The 18,106-nt window shown below is 71.7% G+C and carries 16 protein-coding genes; 10 read left to right on the top strand and 6 right to left on the bottom strand.

Going from position 1 to position 18,106, the window contains the following annotated elements; genetic code table 11:
• The first annotated feature begins 376 nt into the window (after positions 1-376).
• Complete coding sequence (gene nadA, locus JYK02_RS29095) at positions 377-1,309, top strand: quinolinate synthase NadA (RefSeq protein ID WP_207055918.1); 933 nt, start codon at positions 377-379, stop codon at positions 1,307-1,309.
• A gap of 86 nt (positions 1,310-1,395) precedes the next feature.
• Complete coding sequence (locus JYK02_RS29090) at positions 1,396-2,007, top strand: hypothetical protein (RefSeq protein WP_207055916.1); 612 nt, start codon at positions 1,396-1,398, stop codon at positions 2,005-2,007.
• A 54-nt stretch (positions 2,008-2,061) separates the two neighbouring features.
• On the opposite strand, the gene JYK02_RS29085 is transcribed toward JYK02_RS29090, so the two are convergent.
• A complete protein-coding gene (locus JYK02_RS29085) occupies positions 2,062-2,439 on the bottom strand; it encodes a metallothionein (RefSeq protein WP_207055914.1) in 378 nt (125 codons plus the stop codon).
• A gap of 180 nt (positions 2,440-2,619) precedes the next feature.
• Between JYK02_RS29085 and JYK02_RS29080 the strand changes: the two genes are divergently transcribed.
• Together JYK02_RS29080 and JYK02_RS29075 are read left to right on the top strand one after the other, a co-directional pair.
• The gene (locus JYK02_RS29080) at positions 2,620-4,182 is read left to right on the top strand and encodes a hypothetical protein (RefSeq protein ID WP_207055912.1); all 1,563 of its coding nucleotides are present in this window, start codon (positions 2,620-2,622) and stop codon (positions 4,180-4,182) included.
• A gap of 23 nt (positions 4,183-4,205) precedes the next feature.
• Entirely contained in the window at positions 4,206-5,393 is a 1,188-nt protein-coding gene (locus JYK02_RS29075; protein ID WP_207055910.1) for a hypothetical protein, read from the top strand.
• A gap of 21 nt (positions 5,394-5,414) precedes the next feature.
• On the opposite strand, the gene JYK02_RS29070 is transcribed toward JYK02_RS29075, so the two are convergent.
• The 3 genes from JYK02_RS29070 to JYK02_RS29060 all read right to left on the bottom strand — a co-directional run bounded on the left by JYK02_RS29070 (position 5,415) and on the right by JYK02_RS29060 (position 10,476).
• Positions 5,415-6,161, bottom strand: coding sequence for a hypothetical protein (locus tag JYK02_RS29070; RefSeq protein WP_207055908.1), 747 nt, complete (start codon positions 6,159-6,161; stop codon positions 5,415-5,417).
• Between the two features lie 218 nt (positions 6,162-6,379).
• Positions 6,380-9,211 (bottom strand): serine/threonine-protein kinase, encoded by a 2,832-nt coding sequence (locus JYK02_RS29065; protein WP_207055906.1) that lies wholly within the window; start codon positions 9,209-9,211, stop codon positions 6,380-6,382.
• Positions 9,212-9,423: 212 nt separating this feature from the next.
• Positions 9,424-10,476 (bottom strand): hypothetical protein, encoded by a 1,053-nt coding sequence (locus JYK02_RS29060; RefSeq protein WP_207056369.1) that lies wholly within the window; start codon positions 10,474-10,476, stop codon positions 9,424-9,426.
• A gap of 159 nt (positions 10,477-10,635) precedes the next feature.
• Between JYK02_RS29060 and JYK02_RS29055 the strand changes: the two genes are divergently transcribed.
• Genes JYK02_RS29055 through JYK02_RS29045 form a run of 3 tightly spaced genes read left to right on the top strand, consistent with a single transcriptional unit; the run spans position 10,636 to position 12,780 of the window.
• A complete protein-coding gene (locus JYK02_RS29055) occupies positions 10,636-11,454 on the top strand; it encodes a glycerophosphodiester phosphodiesterase (protein ID WP_207055905.1) in 819 nt (272 codons plus the stop codon).
• A 13-nt stretch (positions 11,455-11,467) separates the two neighbouring features.
• Positions 11,468-12,226 (top strand): deoxynucleoside kinase, encoded by a 759-nt coding sequence (locus JYK02_RS29050; protein ID WP_207055903.1) that lies wholly within the window; start codon positions 11,468-11,470, stop codon positions 12,224-12,226.
• A gap of 35 nt (positions 12,227-12,261) precedes the next feature.
• Entirely contained in the window at positions 12,262-12,780 is a 519-nt protein-coding gene (locus JYK02_RS29045) for an acyl-CoA thioesterase (protein WP_207056310.1), read from the top strand.
• Positions 12,781-12,854: 74 nt separating this feature from the next.
• On the opposite strand, the gene JYK02_RS29040 is transcribed toward JYK02_RS29045, so the two are convergent.
• Complete coding sequence (locus JYK02_RS29040) at positions 12,855-13,238, bottom strand: HesB/IscA family protein (protein ID WP_207055901.1); 384 nt, start codon at positions 13,236-13,238, stop codon at positions 12,855-12,857.
• Between the two features lie 101 nt (positions 13,239-13,339).
• Here JYK02_RS29040 and JYK02_RS29035 point away from each other — a divergent pair, with 101 nt between their 5' ends.
• Positions 13,340-13,672, top strand: coding sequence for a rhodanese-like domain-containing protein (locus JYK02_RS29035; protein WP_207055899.1), 333 nt, complete (start codon positions 13,340-13,342; stop codon positions 13,670-13,672).
• Here JYK02_RS29035 and JYK02_RS29030 read toward each other — a convergent pair.
• On the bottom strand, positions 13,669-15,885 hold the full coding sequence (locus JYK02_RS29030; protein WP_207055897.1) for a serine/threonine protein kinase: 2,217 nt from the start codon (positions 15,883-15,885) through the stop codon (positions 13,669-13,671). The two genes, JYK02_RS29035 and JYK02_RS29030, sit on opposite strands and share 4 nt — an antisense overlap.
• Before the next feature lie 72 nt (positions 15,886-15,957).
• Here JYK02_RS29030 and JYK02_RS29025 point away from each other — a divergent pair, with 72 nt between their 5' ends.
• Entirely contained in the window at positions 15,958-16,626 is a 669-nt protein-coding gene (locus JYK02_RS29025) for a hypothetical protein (protein ID WP_207055895.1), read from the top strand.
• Between the two features lie 225 nt (positions 16,627-16,851).
• Positions 16,852-18,099: a hypothetical protein gene (locus JYK02_RS40535; RefSeq protein ID WP_207055894.1), complete on the top strand. Its 1,248-nt coding sequence runs from the start codon at positions 16,852-16,854 to the stop codon at positions 18,097-18,099.
• Positions 18,100-18,106 lie beyond the last annotated feature (7 nt).

Below are 18,106 nucleotides of genomic sequence, written 5' to 3'. Positions count from 1 at the left end.
GATTTTTCCCGACGCGCAAGAGCCACACCGGCGCCCGTGCATGGCGCCATTCCCGTCGACGCGGGGCTCGCACGCGCCCCGTTCCCGCCATCCACATGTCTTGAGTGTCCGAGCCTGGTGCTCTCTCTGTTGCCAGCGGGTTCCGCGCTGAGACGCCTTCCCGGTGAGCCGCCGACGAACAACCAGCGCGTACTTTACCTGCTCCCACGGATTAGGTGATGTACGCGGGGGTAAGAGACTTTTCGGAATAGGTTAAAGACGCGCGGTCATCCGGGACCCCTTGGTGGGTAGGACGCGCGGATTGGATGCGGGCGCGCGCGCTGGCTCCCGGGCCCGGACGCCGTTACAGAATGCGCGGGCGACGAGGAGGCCCCCCATGGGCGAGACGGTCGATTACGAGGCGGGCATCCGGGAGCTGAAGCGCTCCATGAACGCGGTCATCCTGGCGCACTACTACCAGGAGAGCGAGGTGCAGGACGTGGCCGACTTCGTCGGTGACAGCCTGGCGCTGGCGCAGGCCGCGGCGCGGACCGAAGCCGACGTCATCGTTTTCTGCGGTGTGCACTTCATGGCGGAAACCGCCAAGATTCTGAATCCCACCCGACAGGTGTTGCTCCCGGACCTCAAGGCCGGCTGCTCGCTGTCGGACCGCTGCCCCCCCGCGGCCTTCAAGGCCTTCAAGGACAAGCACCCGGACGCGTTCGTGGTGTCGTACGTGAACAGCTCCGCCGCGGTGAAGGCGATGAGCGACGTCATCTGCACGTCCTCCAACGCCGTACGCATCGTGAACCAGATCCCGAAGGACCGCCCCATCCTCTTCGCGCCGGATCAGCACCTGGGCCGGCACGTGATGAAGGAGACGGGCCGCGACATGGTGCTGTGGCCGGGCAGCTGCATCGTCCATGAAATCTTCAGCGAGAAGAAGCTCGTGGGGCTGAAGGTGGAGCACCCGGACGCGGAGGTGGTGGCCCACCCGGAGTGCGAGCAGCAGGTGCTGCGGCACGCGGACTTCATCGGCTCCACCAAGGCCATCCTGGACTACGTGGTGAAGAGCCCGAAGCAGAAGTTCATCGTGGTGACGGAGGCCGGCATCCTCCACCAGATGAAGAAGTCCGCGCCGCAGAAGACGTACATCCCGGCGCCGCCGGACAACGGGTGCGCGTGCAACGAGTGCCCGTACATGCGCCTCAACACGTTGGAGAAGCTCTACCGGTGCATGAAGGACCGGACCCCGGAGCTGGTGCTGCCGGCGGACCTGCAGCACGCGGCGCTGGCGCCCCTGCAGCGGATGCTGGAGTGGTCCGCCTGAAAAAGGAGGACGCGGACTGTCGCCCGCGTCCCACCTTCAGCAACTCGCGTCTTGCGGACGGCGGGCCCAAGTGCCATGGAAGAGACGTGGCCTTCCGATTTCTCGCACTTCCCGCCCACCGGCTGGTGGACTTCCCCAAGACCCTGCCGGACGACGAGCGCCTCGAGCCGGACCTGCCGCCGGTGATGGAGGCCGTGGAGCGCGCCCTCGCCGGCGCCGAGTTCCGCGACCTGAAAGCCCGCGACCGCATGCGCGCCCTGCTGCAGGGGGACCGTCCCCCGGCCCTGGGCTCGCCGGGCAAGGGCTTTGGCCCCAGCGCCATCTTCGCCCAGCCGCCCCAGGACCTGCCGGCGCTCCTGCGCATGGCGGACGAGCTGGAGCAGCTGGCGCGCCGTGAGGCGGGAGAGCGCGCGCTGGTGTGGAAGTGCGGCGAGTGCAGCGCCCGCTACGCGGTGCCGGTGGCCCTGGTGCGCCAGGTGTCCATCCGCTGCGAGCGCTGCGGCCACCCGGTGCAGCTGTCCTCGCAGCAGAGCCTGGGCGAGGAGGCCCTCATCGACCCGTTCCAGGGCGCGGTGAACACCAGCCGGCATGAGCTGGCGGCCTTCTTCCGCGAGGCGATGGCGCGCGGCTGGCCCGTGCTCGTGTCCGAGGGCAGCGCCCCGGCCCCGCGCGGGCGTTCGTCCAGCCCGACGGCCTGAAGCCGCCGAGCGGATTCCCAACGGGGGCCGGCGTGCGAAGGCCCCCTTCCCGCTTCAGATGAAGATGCCGGCGGAGGCGTCGTTGCGCGCCTCCTGGAGCTCCTGCGTCGCGGGACGGCCGCGCAGCGCGTCCATCACCTGCCGCGGGGCATGACGGCCCGAGCACTTGGAGCACTCGCACTTGCCGCGCTTGCAGGTGCAGTCCGCCTTGCTGCCGCAGGAGCACTTCGCAGTGAGCACCCGGTCCAGCTCCTCCAGGGGGCGCGGCGCCTCGTCCTGCTTCGCCTCCGGGGACGGCGTCGGGGCCCCCTGCGCGGAGCCCTTGGAGGCGGCCGCCTTCGCGTGGGCCTCGCAGGCGTGGGCGCTGGCGGGCATCAGCCAGAGGCCGCCCAGCAGCAATCCCGCGGTCATCAACGTCGCGCTGCGTGCCATGTCCGCTCTCCTTGGCGAGGCGCCGTGAAGGCTGGGGGAAGCGCCCGCCGCTCCGGCCTATAGCGCAGGGCATTCCCCCTGCCAAGGCATTCGCACGCACCTTTGCCTACCCGCCAACAGGGCACACGGTGCGCTCGCCCGGCGCGGGGGCGCGCGCATACAGTCCGCGCCCTCCTGCCCGTGACGAACCGAACCGCCCGCATCGCCTTCGCCGCCGCGCTCGTCCTGGGGGCGCTCCCGCTCTGGGTGTCGCGCCTCGTGCCCATGGTGGACCTGCCGCAGCACCTGTACCTCATCTCGGTGCTGCACCGGCTGGACGACCCGACGACGCTGTACCCCACGCTGTTCGCGGCGCGGCACGAACTGACGCCGTACCTGGGGTACTACTACCTCGTCAGCGCGCTCAACTGGCTGCTGCCGCTGGACATGGCCAACCGCGTCTTCCTCACCGCGTACGTGGTGGGGATGCCGCTGGGCATGGCCTTCCTGCTGCGGAGCCTGGGCCGGCCGTCGTGGCCCGCGCTGCTCACGCTGCCGCTCGTGTACGGGGACAGCTTCGGCTGGGGCTTCATCAACTACCTGGCGGCCCTGCCGCTGACGCTGCTGTGCTGCGGCCTCTTCGTGCGGACGCTGACGGACGCGCCGCGCCGCGCGCGCTGGGGCGTGGGGCTGGCGGCGTGCCTGGTGGCGGTGCTGCTCTTCCACGTGCAGGCCTTCGGGTTCCTGGCGTTCGGGCTGCCGTGGCTGCTCATCACCACGCCGGTGCCGGAGGACGCGGCGGGGCGTGGCGTCATGGCCCGGCTGCGGCCGCGCGTGCCGGCGCTGCTGGGCGTGGTGCCCGGCGTGGCGCTGTTCCTGTCGTGGGTGGTGCTGCGGTTCGGCAACCCGCCGGACATCCAGCCGGGCGTGCCGTGGAAGGCGTGGGGGCCCACGTTCTCGCCGCAGAACCTGGCGTGGAAGGGCTTCGAGCAGAACCGCGCGGAGCTCTTCCAGGTGCTCGCCAACACGTTCCACGACGGGTCGGACCGGTGGCCGCTGTATGCCGTGGGCGCGGTGGCGGTGGCGGGCTGGGTGCTGGGCGTCGTGGGTCCGGGGACGCGGCGCGAGGGCCCGGTGGCGCGCTGGCGGCTGTTGGGGCTGGGCGTGCTGGCGCTGGCGCTCTACTTCCTGCTGCCCTTCGACATCCGGGGGTACGTCTACTACCTCAACACGCGCTACGCGCACCTGGCCGCGGCGCTGCTGGTGGCGAGCATGCCGGCGGCGCGGCCGGAGTGGCGGCGGCCGTTGGCGCTGGCGGCGGCGGCGAGCGCGTTGCTGCTGGCCTTCGTGATGGGGCGCGGCTTCCAGCGCTTCTCCGTGGAGGCCCGCGAGCTGGAGGCGCTGTCCGACGTCGCGGCGAACCGGCCCCGGGTGATGGGGCTGGTGTTCGACCCGCGCTCCAGCGTGGTGCGCTTCCCCGTCTTCATCCACGCCGCGGCGGTGGTGGCGCGCGAGCGCGGCGGGGTGCCCAACTTCACCTTCGCCACGACGCCGCACTCGCCGCTGCGCTACCGGGGGGAGGTGCCGCCCACCTTCCCTTCCGAGTGGCGGCCCCAGGAGATGGACTACGAGACGCAGGGCACCTGGTACGACCACTTCCTGGTGCGCGGGGTGCATCCCTCCCGCGTCTTTGGCGGACGGTTGCAGTCGGAACTGGTCATCGTGGGACAGGCCGGAGGGAGCTGGCTGGTGCGGCGGCGGTAGGGCGTGAAGTAGAACCGCGTCGCATGAGCCCTGCCTCCACCGAGCCCCGTCCCCTGCTGGATGCGCTGCGCGCCGGCACGCCCCTGCCCGCCTTCCCGGAGGCGGACGTCGCGCGGGCCCGGAGGCTGGTGGACGACGTGGGCGCCGCGTCGCAGGCCGACGTGGAGGCGCTGCCGGAGGCCCTGGCGGGCGCGGTGCTGGAGGCCGCCGTGCTGGCGGGCCAGGTGGCGCTGCCGGAGGCCCTGTCCGCCTCCTCGGTGAAGCCGCTGGCCAAGGCCGCGAAGAAGGCGCTGTACCGGCTGCGCTCGCGCGGCGTCACCCCGCCGGAGGCCCCCAAGGCGGCGCCCGCCCCCGTGGCCGTGGAGACGCTGCCCACGCTGGTGACGCTGGTGTCCTCGACGGGGCAGTATGGCCTGCTGCTCACGCGCGTGGTGCGCGGCGGCGTGGAGCTGCTCCAGGTCATCGCGTCGGACGAGCAGGGCGTGCTGGAGCTCACCCGCACCGAGCAGAGCCGGGGAGACCTCCGCCGCATCCTGAAGCACGGCCTGCAGAATGGCCTGGGCATGGAGATCTCCCGCGAGGAGGGAGCCCGGCTGCTCGCCGAGGCCGCGGCCCTGAACCTGCGCACCCGCACGCCCTTCCCGCCGGACCTGGAGGCCGCGCTGCGCCACCACGGCGTGCAGCCCGTCCACGAGCCGGAGCCCCTCCCCTCCCCCGAGCCCGACGACGTGCGCCGCGTGCTGGAGGGCGACCAGCTCCATGCGACGCCGGAGATCGCGGAGTGGATGCCGCCCGATGAGCAGGTGCGGGCGTTGATGGAGCAGGTGCAGGCGCTGGCGGCGAGCCCCCTGGCGTTGAGTGGCGCCCAGCGGCAGGAGCAGGTCCGGCAGCGGGTGCTGGACGCGGCGCGGGCCTTCTTCACCCCGGAGGTGCGCCAGCGCTACGCGCGCCGCCTGTGGCGCATGGCGGCCTTCTTCGAAGCGACCCAGCGGGCGCTCCAGGCGGACATCGCGAGGGGCGAGGCGCGGCGCCTCTTCCATGGGCTCGACGAGCCCTTCTCCCGCTTCGCGGAGACCCTCTTCGCCAAGGTGGTGGTCCTGGCCGCGGCGGGCGCGCAGGCCCAGGCGGCGCAGGCCCCCACGGCGCCCGGAGAGCCCCCGGCCGCGCCCTCACACGAGCGGCGCAGCCCCGGCGGCCTCATCCTGCCCTGAGGCCACCGGGACCGTTTTCCCTCAGGCCTGCTCCGTGCGCGCGCACAGGAGCAGGTCCAGGTTCTCCCGCTCCCAGGCGAGCGCCCGCTGGTAGTCGTGGAAGCGCTTCTCGTGCTCCATCAGCTCCGGCGGGTGGATGCAGCGCCGGCCGTCCTCGCCCCGGCGGGCGCGGTAGACGTGGTGCAGCATCTCGTGGAAGACGATCCACTCCACGAAGTACCGGGGCACCAGCGGCTGGTCCAACGCCGGGTGGATGCGGATGACCTTCGAGTCCGCCGAGTACGAGCCCATCTTGATGCTCTTGCGCGGACCCTTCACCCGGGGCGCCGGCCCGTAGGTGATGGCCGCGTCGATGCGGCTCTGGAAGTAGCGCTCGTTGAGCCGCTCATAGATGCGCCCCAGGTCGTGGTAGCGCCCCACCGGCGACAGCCGCAGCCGCTTGCGCATCTGCGCCGGGGACAGCCGGCGGATGAAGATGCGGTTGCGCTCGATGTAGCGGTCCAGGAGCGCGCTGGCGTCCGCGTCCCCCTTGCGCACGAAGCTGGCGAGCGCCTGCAGCACGTCGTCCGGCGCCGCCAGGAACATGTGGTGCAGCCGCAGCCGCCACAGCGCCCGCTGACGCTGGAACGTCAGCATCGTGTGGGTGTTGTCATGGATCTCCACCGCCACCTTCCCCCGCAGCCTCGTGCGCAGCCGGCGCTCCAACACGCGCCGCCACACCTTCACCAGTCGGTTGGGCTCCGGGGCGACCGGGAGCTGCCGGGCCACCCTCCCCGCGGGGTAGGTCCTCTGTCGTGTGATGTTCTTCCGCTTCTTCGCGCGAGCCATAGAGGGGCCGGAGTCTACGGACCCCTCTGACATGTGTAAACGCGCCCGCTTGGTGGAAAGCCAAGGAATTCCAACGACTTAAGGGCACTCAAGCTTACCCGGTCCTACGTGTCCTCCGGGGGGTGCGGATGCCGCATACGCGTAAGTCGCCGTGCCAATTAGCGCCGCCTGCGGCATGGGACCCGGAGCGTCTGGAGTTCCCCGGTTACAGGTCGGACGTTGTAGGTCTCAATACCCCGAGGTGCACGCTTTCCCGGGCAGGTGTACTGAACCCGAAGCGGGCCGGGAGCCAGGGCGACCACCTGGTTGATGGGCAGCTTCCCGCCCCCCGGCCGGCCAAGCACGGTGCGCACCGGAGCGTCGAAGCGGACCTCCACGGTGGCGGGGGGTGGCGGCTCGACGGGGGCCGCCGTCTCCACGGCCGGCGGGGCCGCCACTTCGGAGCCCACCGCGGCCACCGCGACTCCCGCGTCCGGCGTCGTGGCCGTGTCCGCGAGGACGGGGTCGGCGGGCTTCGGCGCCAAGGCCTCGTCCGGAACTCCGGGCGAGGGGTCCTTCGCGGGGGCCGCACCCTGGGGACCCGGCCGCGGCGGGCCGCCCACGGGAGGCCCCTTCATGGGCGCGGGAGGCGCCTGCGCCTCCGGACCAAACAGGCCCATCATCCACGCGAGCCCCAGGCCCAGCACGGCGACGAGCACTACGCCCACCACCAGCAGCACGCCCATGCGCGAGCGCTTCCGCGCACCCGAGGCGTCGAGCGTGTCGGGCCCCTCGTCGTCGTAGGGCTCGTCCACTTCGACGGGGGCACGCACGGCGCGCCGGGGCGGCCGGCGCGGCGCCTGGAACCCGATGGTGGACTCGTCGTCGTCCGGGTCACCGGTCGTCACCGGCGTCGGATCCGTGAGGCTCACCGCGGAGGGGCCCGGGTCGGTGTGGAAGCGCTCGTCGTCCTCGGGTGACGGCTTCAGCGGCGGGCGCGCGTTGCGAGCCCCGGAGCCGCCGGGCGGCGTGGAGCGGTTCGCGTCGCTGGACGGCGAGGCCCCACGGCGCGGGCCTGGCGGCTGCGACAGACGCCCTTCGTCGCCCATGCGCCGGGGACCGGACGACAGCGGCTCGGAGCGGCCATCGTCGCCCATGCGCCGGGGTCCGGACGACAGCGGCTCGGAGCGGCCATCGTCGCCCATGCGCCGGGGGCCGGACGACAGGGGCTCCGAGCGGCCATCGTCCGAGGACGCCATGCCCGCACGGCGCGGGGCCGGAGGCGGCGTCGAGGCGCGATCATCCGCCAGATGGGACGGCGTGCGGCGCGGGGTGGGCGCGAACGGATCCTCCGACGCCCCGGGCGCACGCGGCACGGCCACGCCGGACGAGGGGCGCCGCGCACGGTCCGAGGCGCCCCGCTCTCCCGACGGCCCAGAGCGCGCGGTGGGCTCCGGCGGGCCGCCCCGGCGCGCGGGCGCGGGCGCGACGGCGCGGGGACGGCGCGCACGCAGCGGGACGGTGGAGTCGGCGTCCTCGTCCTCCTCCTGCGCGTCGTCGTCCCAGGCTTCCGCCTCGAACACGGGCTCCAGGTGGCGGCGCGGCGCGGGGGCTCCGGGCATCGTGCCGACGGCGGTGGACTCGCCGTCCTCGTCGTCGTTGTCCCGGTGGCCCGTGGGCAGGTCGCGCGGCAGCGCCATCTGCGTCTCGGGCTCACCCTCCTCCGCGTCCCAGGCGCGCAGCGCGGCGGCCTCCGCCGTGGGCCGGCGCGCGGGAGGCCGGGCCACCAGCCCCACCGGCGTCAGCGCCGAGGGCCCCCTGGGCTGTGACGCCGTGCCGCCCAGCGGCAACGTGCGCGCCCCCGTGTCCTCGTCCAGCGGCAGCGTGCGCGCCGCGGTGTCCTCGGTGAGCGGCAGCGTGCGCGCGGCGGTGTCCTCGGCGTCCGCCAGGGGCAGCGTGCGCGCGGCGGTGTCCTCCGGCAGGTCGGGCACCGGGGGCGGCAGCGGCGTGCGCAGGGACGGCAGCGGCAGCGTGGCATCGTGGCGGCCCGCGCGCTTCGCCGGGGGGATGTGGAGCACGGTGCGCTCCTCCTTCTCCCCCAGGAGCCGCGCGATGTACCCCGTCACGTCCAGGCTCTGCTTGAGCACGCCGGACGCGAGGAACGCCTCCAGGTCGCGGCGCACGTCGGCGGCCCGCTGGTAGCGCTGGGTGCGGTCCTTCACCAGGCACCGCATCACGATGCGCGACAGGGCCTCCGGGTAGTCCGGGCGCACCAGGTGCGGCGCCGTCGGCTCCTCGTAGCGGATGGCGAAGAGGATGCCCTCCGTGGTGGCGCGGTGGAAGGGCTGCTTGCCGGTGGTGATTTCATACAGCATCACCCCGAGCGCGTAGATGTCCGCCCGGTGGTCCAGCCGCTCCTGCATGATCTGCTCGGGCGACAGGTAGAGGAACTTCCCCTTGATGACGCCCGGCTTGCTGCGCTCCATGAACGCGCCGGCCTTGGCGATGCCGAAGTCGACGAGCTTCACGCGCCCGTCGTAGGAGATCATCACGTTCTGCGGAGAGACGTCCCGGTGGATCAGCTCCAGCGGGCGCCCGTCCACGCCCCGGCTGAAGTGCGCATGGTCCAGGCCCGCCGCGATGGCCGCGCAGATCTTCGCCGCGACGCCGTACGGCATGGAGGCGCCGAACTTGTGCTCCTCCAGGAGCACGCGGCGCAGGTCCACGCCCTCCACGTACTCCATGCAGATGAAGATGTTGTCCCCCTCCTTCCCCAGCTCGTGCACCTGCACGATGTTGGGGTGGTGGAGCTGGGCGGCGATGCGCGCCTCGTCCAGGAACATCTGGACGAACTCCGGCTCCTCGGAGAGGTACGGGAGGATCCGCTTGATGACCACCAGCGTGGGGTCCGGCGGCTTGTGCGCCAGGAACAGCTCCGCCATCCCGCCCAGCGCGAGGCGCTTGATGAGCAGGTATCTGCCGAACGGGGTGGCCGTCTGGGGCGAGCTCAAGGACGTGAAAGGTGGGCCGCGGGTGGAACTTTGAACCGTGTCCGGAGCCTACCGCCAATCCCGCCCCGGGGGGAGCCGTCGGACCCGCCCGGCGCGGACTCTAGGCAGGCAAAGGCGGGCCACGCGAACTTTCGGGCTCCTGAAACACGACCGCCCCCCAGGCCCGCGAGGCCTGGGAGGCGGAAGGTGAAAGCGTCAGACGGCAGGCGGCCTTACGGGAAGGCCGCGCCGTTCACCTGGCCCGGCAGGTCTTCGCAGCCCTGCGGGATGATGGTGTAGGTGTAGCGCTGGTCGGTGCCCGGCACGCCGCTGTCATTGTCGTTGCGACCGCAGCCGGTGATGTCCGTGCCGCCGTCCTCGCACGCCGCGAAGGTGTAGGTGTCCCAGACGCCGCTGATGCCGTTGGGGAACGTCACCGCGCCGCCATCCAGGGCCGCCTTCTGGTAGTCGCAGCGGACGCCGGCGTCGCCGGACCGGTCACGGGTCTTGTCGTGGTAGACGAGGATGCCGCCGGTGACCTCGAAGCCGTAGTAGAGGGTGCCCGCGTCCGCCTTGTCCAGGCGCTGGAGCTGGCCAGGCTGCGGGTTGGTCAGCGTGAGCGGACCCGCCAGGTGCACGCGCGTGCCCAGGAAGGGCGCGGTGGCCTGACCCGCAGCCAGCGACGCCGTCAGGGACTCCGTCGTCACCTCGTTGGCCGCCGGACGGGCATCCACGCCCGCGTCGGACTTCACGGTGATGATGAGCTTCTTCGCGTTGCGGAAGTCGTTCGCCAGGTGGTGGCGACGGCCGCTGAACGGCTGGTAGTTCGGCTCGGTGCCGAAGTAGCCCTCGATGTCGATCTTGTTGCCCGGCTGGGGGCGGTAGGTGTCCGGCGTGTCGTCGTAGAACTTGGTGATGTAGAGGCCTTCCTTCGGGAAGGCCGGATCCGTCACCCAGAAGAACGAGCGCCACTGCGCCCCGTCATTGCCCAGCTTCTCGTAGTCCACGTCGGTGACCACCACGTCGCGCAGCGTCACCTTGGTGTTGAACGGCACCTTGCGCGTCGCGGCGATCTGGTTCGCCGTGCCCGCGTCCGTGCCCGCGTCGGTGTTCGTGCCCGCGTCCACGCCGGCATCGCTGCCCGCGTCGGTGCTGCACACGCCCGTGCAGCCGGCGTCGGGAGTGGGGGTGGGGTTGTCATCGTCACGACCGCCACAGCCGGCCGCGGTGGCCATCGCCGCGGCGGCCAGGAGGGCAGCGGCGCCCAGCTTCGTGCGCAGTTCCATGTCTATCTCTCCGGGGGGTGAGGGGCGCCGTGGTGGTTGAAGTCCGACGCCGGTCGGGCTGAGGATTCGGGCCCTTATACCGGTGGGTTGGTGGGACCGGCAAGGAACGGACCGGGCCCCTGTCCGTGACATCGTCGTCAATTCAGGAATAGGTGGATCATGCTGCCGCGCGACATGTTTCTTAATGGGCTGAGGCCCACGCTCCACATCGCGCATCGCGGCGGCGCGCTGCTCGCGCCGGAGAACACGCTGGAGGCGTTCCAGCGCGCGGTCCATACGCACCGCACGGACATGCTGGAACTGGACGTGCACCTGTCGCGCGACGGCGAGGTCATCGTCGCGCACGACGACACGCTGGAGCGCTGCACCGACGGCACCGGCCCGCTCGCGGCGCTCACGCTCGCGGAGCTGCGCAAGCTGGACGCGGGCCACCAGTTCACGCCGGACGAGGGCCGCACCTTCCCCTTCCGGGGCCAGGGCGTGCGCCTGCCCACGCTGCGCGAGGTGCTGCGCGCCTTCCCTGCCCTGCGCCTCAACGTGGAGCTCAAGCCGGACGTGCCGGGCGCGGAAGCCGTGCTCGCCCGCTTGCTGACCGAGGAAGGGGCCCTGGGTCGCGTGTGCATCGGCAGCGAGCAGGACGTCATCGCGGAGCGGCTCCACGAGAAGCTGCCCGACGTGTGCCACTTCTACCCGCGCGACGCGCTGGCCGCGTTCGTCCTGGCGCTCAAGGCGGGCGAGCCGCCGCCGGAGGACGCGCGCTACCGCGTGCTCGACATGCCGCTGTACTTCGGCGAGGTCCGGCTGGTGGACGACGCGCTGCTCCAGGCCGCGGCCGAGCGCGGCAAGTGGATCAACGTGTGGACGGTGGATGATCCGGCGGAGATGGACCGGCTCCTGGTGGAAGGAGTCGGCGGCATCATGACCGACCGGCCGGATCTGCTCCGCCAGCGAATGGACGCCTCTGGAAAGCCGGGTTAAGCCTTCGGGCTCCATGCCCCGCACCACCGCCCGCGCGCGTCCCGCGACGTCCCGCACCGAGCCGCCCCCGTCGAAGGCGCCGCCCACGGACGGCGCTGAACCGAAGCCCTCGGCCCGCAACACGCTCAAGCTCAAGGTCAAGGTGCCCCGCGCCAAGCGCTTCGTGGCGCTGGCGGGCAACATCGGCGCGGGCAAGACGACGGCCGCGAAGCTCATCAGCCAGGGCTTCGGCTTCGAGCTGTTCGACGAGCCCGTCATCGATAACCGCTTCCTGCGCGACTACTACGGCGACATGAGCCGCTGGTCGTTCACGCTCCAGCTGGAGTTCCTCATCCGGCGCGTGGAGCACCACGAGCTCATCCACTCCGTCAGGAAGAGCTGCGTGCAGGACCGCACGCTGTACGAGGACCCGGAAATCTTCGCCAAGTACCTGCACGGCCTGGGGCACATGACGAACGCGGAGCTGGACCTGTACTACGAGTACTTCCAGCGGCTGTCGCGCCACATCGTGCGGCCCGACAAGGTCATCTGCTTCGACGTGCCGTCGGAGGACGTGCTGCTCCAGCGCATCCGCACGCGCGGCCGCGCGGAGGAGAAGGGCATCGGGCGGCAGTTCCTCAAGGGCCTCAACGGCTACTACGCGGGCTTCCCCCAGGTGCTCCAGGAGAAGTACGGCGTGGACTGCCTGGTGGTGGACGTGTCCAAGCAGGACATCCGCCGGGGGCAGGGCCGCGAGGAGTTCATGGACCGCGTCTCCGCATTCCTCGCCTGACGCGGCGCATGTCTCGTGCGACGCTGCCCGGCGCCATGCACGACCTCAGCCCGAAGAGCCCGCGCGACTCCGAAGTGGTGATGACGCAGCTCATCCTCCCCCCGGACGCCAACAACCTGAACGCCGCGTTCGGCGGGAAGGTGATGCAGTGGATCGACATCTGCGGCGCCGTGGCCGCCCAGCGCCATTGCCGTCAGGTCGTGGTGACGGCGTCCATGGACGACCTGCACTTCCACGCCCCCATCCGCGTGGGCTGGATTGCCCTCCTGCACGCGCGCGTGCTCGCGGCGTTCCGCACCTCGCTGGAGGTGGGCGTCACCGTGCACGCGGAGAACCCGCTCACCGGTGAGCGGCACCTGACCACCAGCGCGCTGCTCACCTTCGTGGCGCAGGGCCAGGACGGCAAGGGCGTGCCCGTGCCGCCGCTGCTGCTGGAGTCGGACGCGGAGCGCCAGGCCTTCCAGGAGGCGGAGGCCCGCCGCGCCCAGCGCCGGGGCCGCGGCAAGGAGGAGCAGAACTGGATGAAGGTGATGAAGCCCGTGGCCGGCGCCTGAACGCACGAAGGGCCGGGGGCACGCCTGGCTGGCGTCCCTCCCGGCCCTCCCTCCACCTCAAGCCGGAAGCCGGCTCAGGTGGTGAACGACGTGCCGCAGCCGCAGGACGACTTGGCGTTGGGGTTCTCGAACTTGAAGCCCGCGCCGGTGATGCTGGTGACGTAGTCGATGTGCGTGCCCGACAGGTACTGGGCGCTCAGCGCGTCGGTGGCGATCTTCACGCCATCCTGCTCCCAGAGCTGATCGCCTGCCTTCGTCTCCTTCACGAGGTTCAGGTCGTAGCCCAGGCCGCTGCAGCCGGAGGGCACCACGCGGATGGAGAAGTAGTAGCCCTGGAAGCCCTGGGCCTCGATGACCGTCTTCACCTGGGTGAGGGCGGCGGCCGTCAGGACGACGGGCGCGGAGGTGGCGGGCTGGGAGGCCGGCGTGGAGCCGGCGACGGCGGTAGAAGTGTCCATGTGCTTCACTCTCCTCGTAGACGGCGCCTCATAACGCCCTGGCGCCCGAAAAGCCAAGGGACCTGACGGGCCCCTTCCCGGCTCAACAGAAGATAACCCCCATGCCCATCCCTGAAATCACCCCCGCCGAGCTGGCCCGGCGCCTGGCAGGCCCCCCCGAGTCACGCCCCGTGCTGGTGGACGTGCGCTTCCCCCACGAGCACGAATGGGTGGCCCTGCCCGGCTCGGTGCTGATGCCCCTGCCGGAGCTGGAGGACTTCCACGAGCAGCTGGACGCGCTGAAGGGCCGCCCCGTCGTCGTCTACTGCCACCACGGCGTGCGCAGCCTGGACGGCGCCGCGTACCTCATCGACCGGGGGCTGCAGGCCGTGTCGCTCCAGGGCGGCATCGACCTGTACTCGCGCACCGTGGACCCTTCCCTGCCGCGCTACTAGAGCGCGGAGGCCAGGTCCAGCGGCTGCTCGGTCGTCTCGTCGGGCTTGATGGTGGTCTCGAAGGCGATGGGCTCCTTGAGCTGCTTGCCGCGCAGCTCCAGGCGCTGCTTGCCCTCCATCAGCTTCAGCGTCGTGCCGGCGCTGCCCATCATCTGGTTGTTCCGGTACACCGTCAGGCCCGTCGTCATCCCCTTGGGGGTGATCTTCAGCTTGAGGGTGCCCTCCTTGAAGCTGCGCTCGAAGGTCTTCAGCTCGCCGGGCTGGCCGAACGCGAGCTCCTCGGAGTCCTCCAGGTAGATGCCCTGGGCGTCGTTCTCCAGGATGAGCGTGTCCTGCAGGTGCGCGCCCTGCACGCGGGTGAGCGGCGCGGTGCCCAGCAGCGTCACCGGCTCCGGGCTGCCGCAGCGCTCCGTGTGCCGCACGGACACCTTCACCGGCTGGTTGGTGTTCACCGTGAGCCACACGCCCTGCGCGTCCGCGGCCTTGGACGTGAGCGCCAGCATGATGGGCTCGCGGAAGAGCACGCCCAGCGCCAGCAGGCCCACGACGAAGCCCACCGTGACGAGCGCGCGGACGCTGCCACCCTTCGGCTTCACCGGCTCCGGGAGCGGAGGGGCGCTGTTGCGAGACGGGCGGCGCTCGCCGGAGTCCTCGTCGTCCACCGGCGGGGCCACCGGGCGCGGGCGCGGCGCGTCCACGCGGCTGGAGGTGCGGCGGCGCGGCGGCTCCACGGCGGCGGACTGGCTGGTGCTGGTGCGGCGGCGCGGCGGCAGGGGCGCGGGTACCGTGTCCGGATCATCCTCCGGCGGCGGCAGGCGCGTGCGCTCGTCGTCCTCCAGGTCCATCCGGTGCACGCCCGAGCGCGAACGCATGGGCGGCTCCGACACCGGCACCGCGCGCGACGACGTGCGCCGGGGCGGCGGGACGTCCTCCACCTGCTGGCTGCGCAGGTCCGAGCGCGAGTTGGTGCGGGCAATCTGCGTGGCGTTCGGGTTGCTGGTGCCCGTGCCGCGCCGGGCCACCGGCTCCGACACGCTGGAGCGCCGGCGGGGCTGCGGCTCCACGCCGGTGAGCGACGGCGCGTCGTATTCGTTCGGGTCCTCCGCCAGCGCGGGCGACATGCCCGTGGCGCGGCGGGGCGCGGCGCCCGTGCGGGTGTTGCCGCGCGAGCCGCGCGACTGGGACGGCTCGCCCGGAGGCGCATCCCAGCTCATGTCCGGGGGCGGCCGGGGCGGCGAGGTGTTGGAGTCCTCGCCCACGGGCACGAACTGGCCCTGCTTGAGCTCCTCCTGCAGCCGGTCCGCGAACAGCGTCTTCATCAGCTCCGAGATCTGCCCGGAGGTGACGAGCCAGCGCTCGTTGACGAGCAGTTCCTCCAGCGCCGTCTGGAACTCGCGCGCGTTGTCGTAGCGGTCATCCGCGCTCTTGGCCAGGGCGCGCATCACCACGTGGTCCATGTCCCGGGGCACGTCGGCCACCTCGGACGGGGACGGGATGGCGCACTCCATGGCCGCCTGCAGCGTGGCCAGCTCCGAGTCCTTCTTGAGCGGCCGGTGCCCGGTGAGCATCTCGTACAGCACCAGGCCGATGGCGAAGATGTCCGCGCGCCGGTCCAGGTGCTTGCCCGCGGCCTGCTCGGGCGCCATGTACGCGAACTTGCCCTTGATGGCGCCGGACTTCGTCATGGACGCCTGATCCGCGGCCTTGGCGATGCCGAAGTCCACCAGCTTCACCGAACCATCGAAGCTGATCAGGATGTTCTGCGGGCTGATGTCGCGGTGCACCACGTTGAGCGGCTGGCCCCGGTCATCCGTGCGGCTGTGCGCGTAGTAGAGGCCCTCGCACGCGGACGCGACGATGCGGATGGCCAGCGGACGGGCGATCCACTGGTTCATCCCGCTGGCCTTGCGCATGACCCGGCCCAGGTCCTCGCCGTGGATGAACTCCATGGCGATGTAATAGGTCCCGTTGGCCTCCCCGAATTCGTAGACCTGCGCGATGTTCGGGTGATTGAAGCGCGCGGCGATCAGCGCCTCGTTCTTGAACATCTCCACGAACTCGCGGTCCTCCGCGAGGTGCGGGAGGATGCGCTTGACGACAAGCTCCTTCTGGAAGCCCTCGATTCCGGACTGACGAGCAAGCCAGACTTCGGCCATGCCGCCCGTGGCGAGCTTCTTGAGGAGCTGGTATTTCCCGAAAGCTTGAGGGTTCATCCCGGGGACTCCCCGGGGGGAGCGGGCTCAGTGAAGGGTGACAGGGGAGCGCATCTTAGGGGACAGCCGCCCATGAGGCAAAGGCGCACGGACTCCTTCCTGGGGTGGGTCGTCATGACCTGCCTGCTGGCCCTGCATGCCGCCGCGGCCCCTGCTCCGGATCAGATCAAGGTCGAGCGCAAGGGAGAGCTGCTCTCCCTGTCCTGGCGGGACGCGGAGGACCAGATCCAGGGCGTCCTCACCCCCGCCGTCCCCCGCCCCGGTGAGCCCCTGCGGCTGACCCTGTCGGTGGGAAACCTCCAGGGCCCGCCCTTCCAGGGCGCCGTCACGGTCGCGTTCTCCCGCGAGGGCGTGCCCGGCCAGGTGACGCGAACCCTGACGCGCGACGCCGTGGGCTGGAGCACCGAGTTCGTCCCCGACGAGCCCGGCACGTGGGATGTGGACGTGCGCTTCCTCACCACCCGCCCCAAGGCGGCCCACGCGCGGTTCACCGTGAGCGAGCCCCCGGTCCCACCCATCGTCTGGCGCGTCCTGCTGGCCATTGCTGGGGGGCTCCTGCTGGTGCGGGTGCTGTACGCCGTCACGCGGCGCGGGGTGACGCCCGAGCACCCCATCCCGCCCCTCCCCCAGGCCGCGAATCCGGAAGCCACGCCGGGGGATGCGCCCGCGGACCCCGAGCCCGGCGCTGCCGGGCCGCCAGCGCCCGCCGCGCCGCCGGTGGAGCCGCCGGCTGATCGGTAAGACCGCCCTTCTTACAGCCCACCGTTACAGGCCCTACAGGCCCTGGGAGGGAAAAAACCTTCCCAGGGTGGGTCTCGTCACGTCCACGTCACGGGGCATCCGCCCCGCGAGCCCCTTCCGGATGTCCGGCAGTGCACGTCCCTGCCCTGGGCACCAGGGTTGCACGGGAGAGCAGGCGTCAGGGTCGGATGGCGTGGGCATTTCCGGGGCGGGGAGACATCGGGCATGGGCGGGAGGGGGCTGGAGCAGAAGGGGTGGCGGCGGGGGCTGCTCGTCGCGGTCCTCCTGGGCCTGCCGGCGGTCGCTAGCGCGGCACCGGAACCGGATGAGGACGCGGCGGCGGATGCGGATCAACCGCTGGAGGTCTCCGGAGACGGCGACGCGCTGGACGGCGCGGTGGCGCAGGCGATGCCGGGCGGTTCGCAGGGGCCCGTCATGGGCGCGCCGGAGCAGGTGACGGAGCCGGGCGCGCCGGTGCCGGACGCGGCGGTGCCGGGCAAGAAGAAGAAGAAGGACACCGGCCCCAAGGCGGACACGCTGGGCGAGGCGCCGGACGAAGCGGACAAGGTGGACGACAAGGGCGGTCCCCAGCAGCGGATCCGCGTGTTCGGCCGCGTGTTCGCGCGCGCCGCCGCCGACGAGCGGCAGAAGTACGAGCGCGACCTGGGCATCGAGTCCGCGCGCGTGGGCGTGGCCGCGTCGCTGTCCAACCTGGAAGCGGAGGTGAGCGCGGACCTCGCCTCCAAGACGATTCTCAAGGACGCCTTCGTGCGCCTGGCGGATGACGCCAAGCGGCTGCGCCTGTACGCGGGCCGCTTCAAGTCGCCCTTCCTCCAGCGCTCGCAGGAGTCGGCGTGGCGGCTGCCCATCCAGGAGCGCGGGCTCGTGGAGGACTACCTCACGGAGACCAACGCGCTGGGCGGCCGGCGCCTGGGGCTGATGGGCGAGCTGCGCCTCAAGGAGGCGTGGGGCCTGAAGCTGTCCGCGGGCCTCTTCGAGGGCGGCGAGGACGCGACCGGGAAGCGGCTGAGCGAGGACGGCTCCGCGCGCCTGAGCATCCGCCCGTTCAAGTTCCTCACGCTGGGCACCAGCACGTACCTCACGCAGGTCATCGACGGGACGAAGCAGTACGCGACGGCGGCGGACGCGGAGCTGACGCTCTGGGGGCTGACGCTGACGGGTGAGGCCGCGGCGGGCCGGCTGGCGCTGGGGCCGTTCCGCTCGCAGTCGGTGCTGGCCTCCTGGACGGTGCCGGTGGGCCGCGAGGGCTGGGCGGTGCAGCCGGTGGTGGGCGCGGAGGCACTGCAGTTGCAAGGTGGCATCCAGGCACAGGGGCATTCGTTGACGGGGGGCTTCAACGTGTTGTTGGCGGATTCCTTCAAGGCGCAGGTCCAGGCGGAGCGTGCGCTCCGGCCGGGGGACGTGGCGCCCGCGCTCGAGCTGTCGTTGCAGCTCGCCACCCGCTTCCGGTGAGGAGACC

The organism is Corallococcus macrosporus, from assembly GCF_017302985.1.
Taxonomy (GTDB): domain Bacteria; phylum Myxococcota; class Myxococcia; order Myxococcales; family Myxococcaceae; genus Corallococcus; species Corallococcus macrosporus_A.
The sequence above is the reverse complement of the archived record's forward strand: the minus strand, read 5'-3'. Positions and strand labels throughout refer to the sequence as shown.

Coding starts and splice junctions, on each gene's coding strand:
- JYK02_RS29055 (WP_207055905.1), top strand. CDS start 10,636: ATGCTGCCGCGCGACATGTTTCTTAATGGGCTGAGGCCCACGCTCCAC.
- JYK02_RS29060 (WP_207056369.1), bottom strand. CDS start 10,476: ATGGAACTGCGCACGAAGCTGGGCGCCGCTGCCCTCCTGGCCGCCGCG.
- JYK02_RS29050 (WP_207055903.1), top strand. CDS start 11,468: ATGCCCCGCACCACCGCCCGCGCGCGTCCCGCGACGTCCCGCACCGAG.
- JYK02_RS29045 (WP_207056310.1), top strand. CDS start 12,262: ATGCACGACCTCAGCCCGAAGAGCCCGCGCGACTCCGAAGTGGTGATG.
- JYK02_RS29030 (WP_207055897.1), bottom strand. CDS start 15,885: ATGAACCCTCAAGCTTTCGGGAAATACCAGCTCCTCAAGAAGCTCGCC.
- JYK02_RS40535 (WP_207055894.1), top strand. CDS start 16,852: ATGGGCGGGAGGGGGCTGGAGCAGAAGGGGTGGCGGCGGGGGCTGCTC.
- JYK02_RS29085 (WP_207055914.1), bottom strand. CDS start 2,439: ATGGCACGCAGCGCGACGTTGATGACCGCGGGATTGCTGCTGGGCGGC.
- nadA (WP_207055918.1), top strand. CDS start 377: ATGGGCGAGACGGTCGATTACGAGGCGGGCATCCGGGAGCTGAAGCGC.
- JYK02_RS29025 (WP_207055895.1), top strand. CDS start 15,958: ATGAGGCAAAGGCGCACGGACTCCTTCCTGGGGTGGGTCGTCATGACC.
- JYK02_RS29075 (WP_207055910.1), top strand. CDS start 4,206: ATGAGCCCTGCCTCCACCGAGCCCCGTCCCCTGCTGGATGCGCTGCGC.
- JYK02_RS29035 (WP_207055899.1), top strand. CDS start 13,340: ATGCCCATCCCTGAAATCACCCCCGCCGAGCTGGCCCGGCGCCTGGCA.
- JYK02_RS29040 (WP_207055901.1), bottom strand. CDS start 13,238: ATGGACACTTCTACCGCCGTCGCCGGCTCCACGCCGGCCTCCCAGCCC.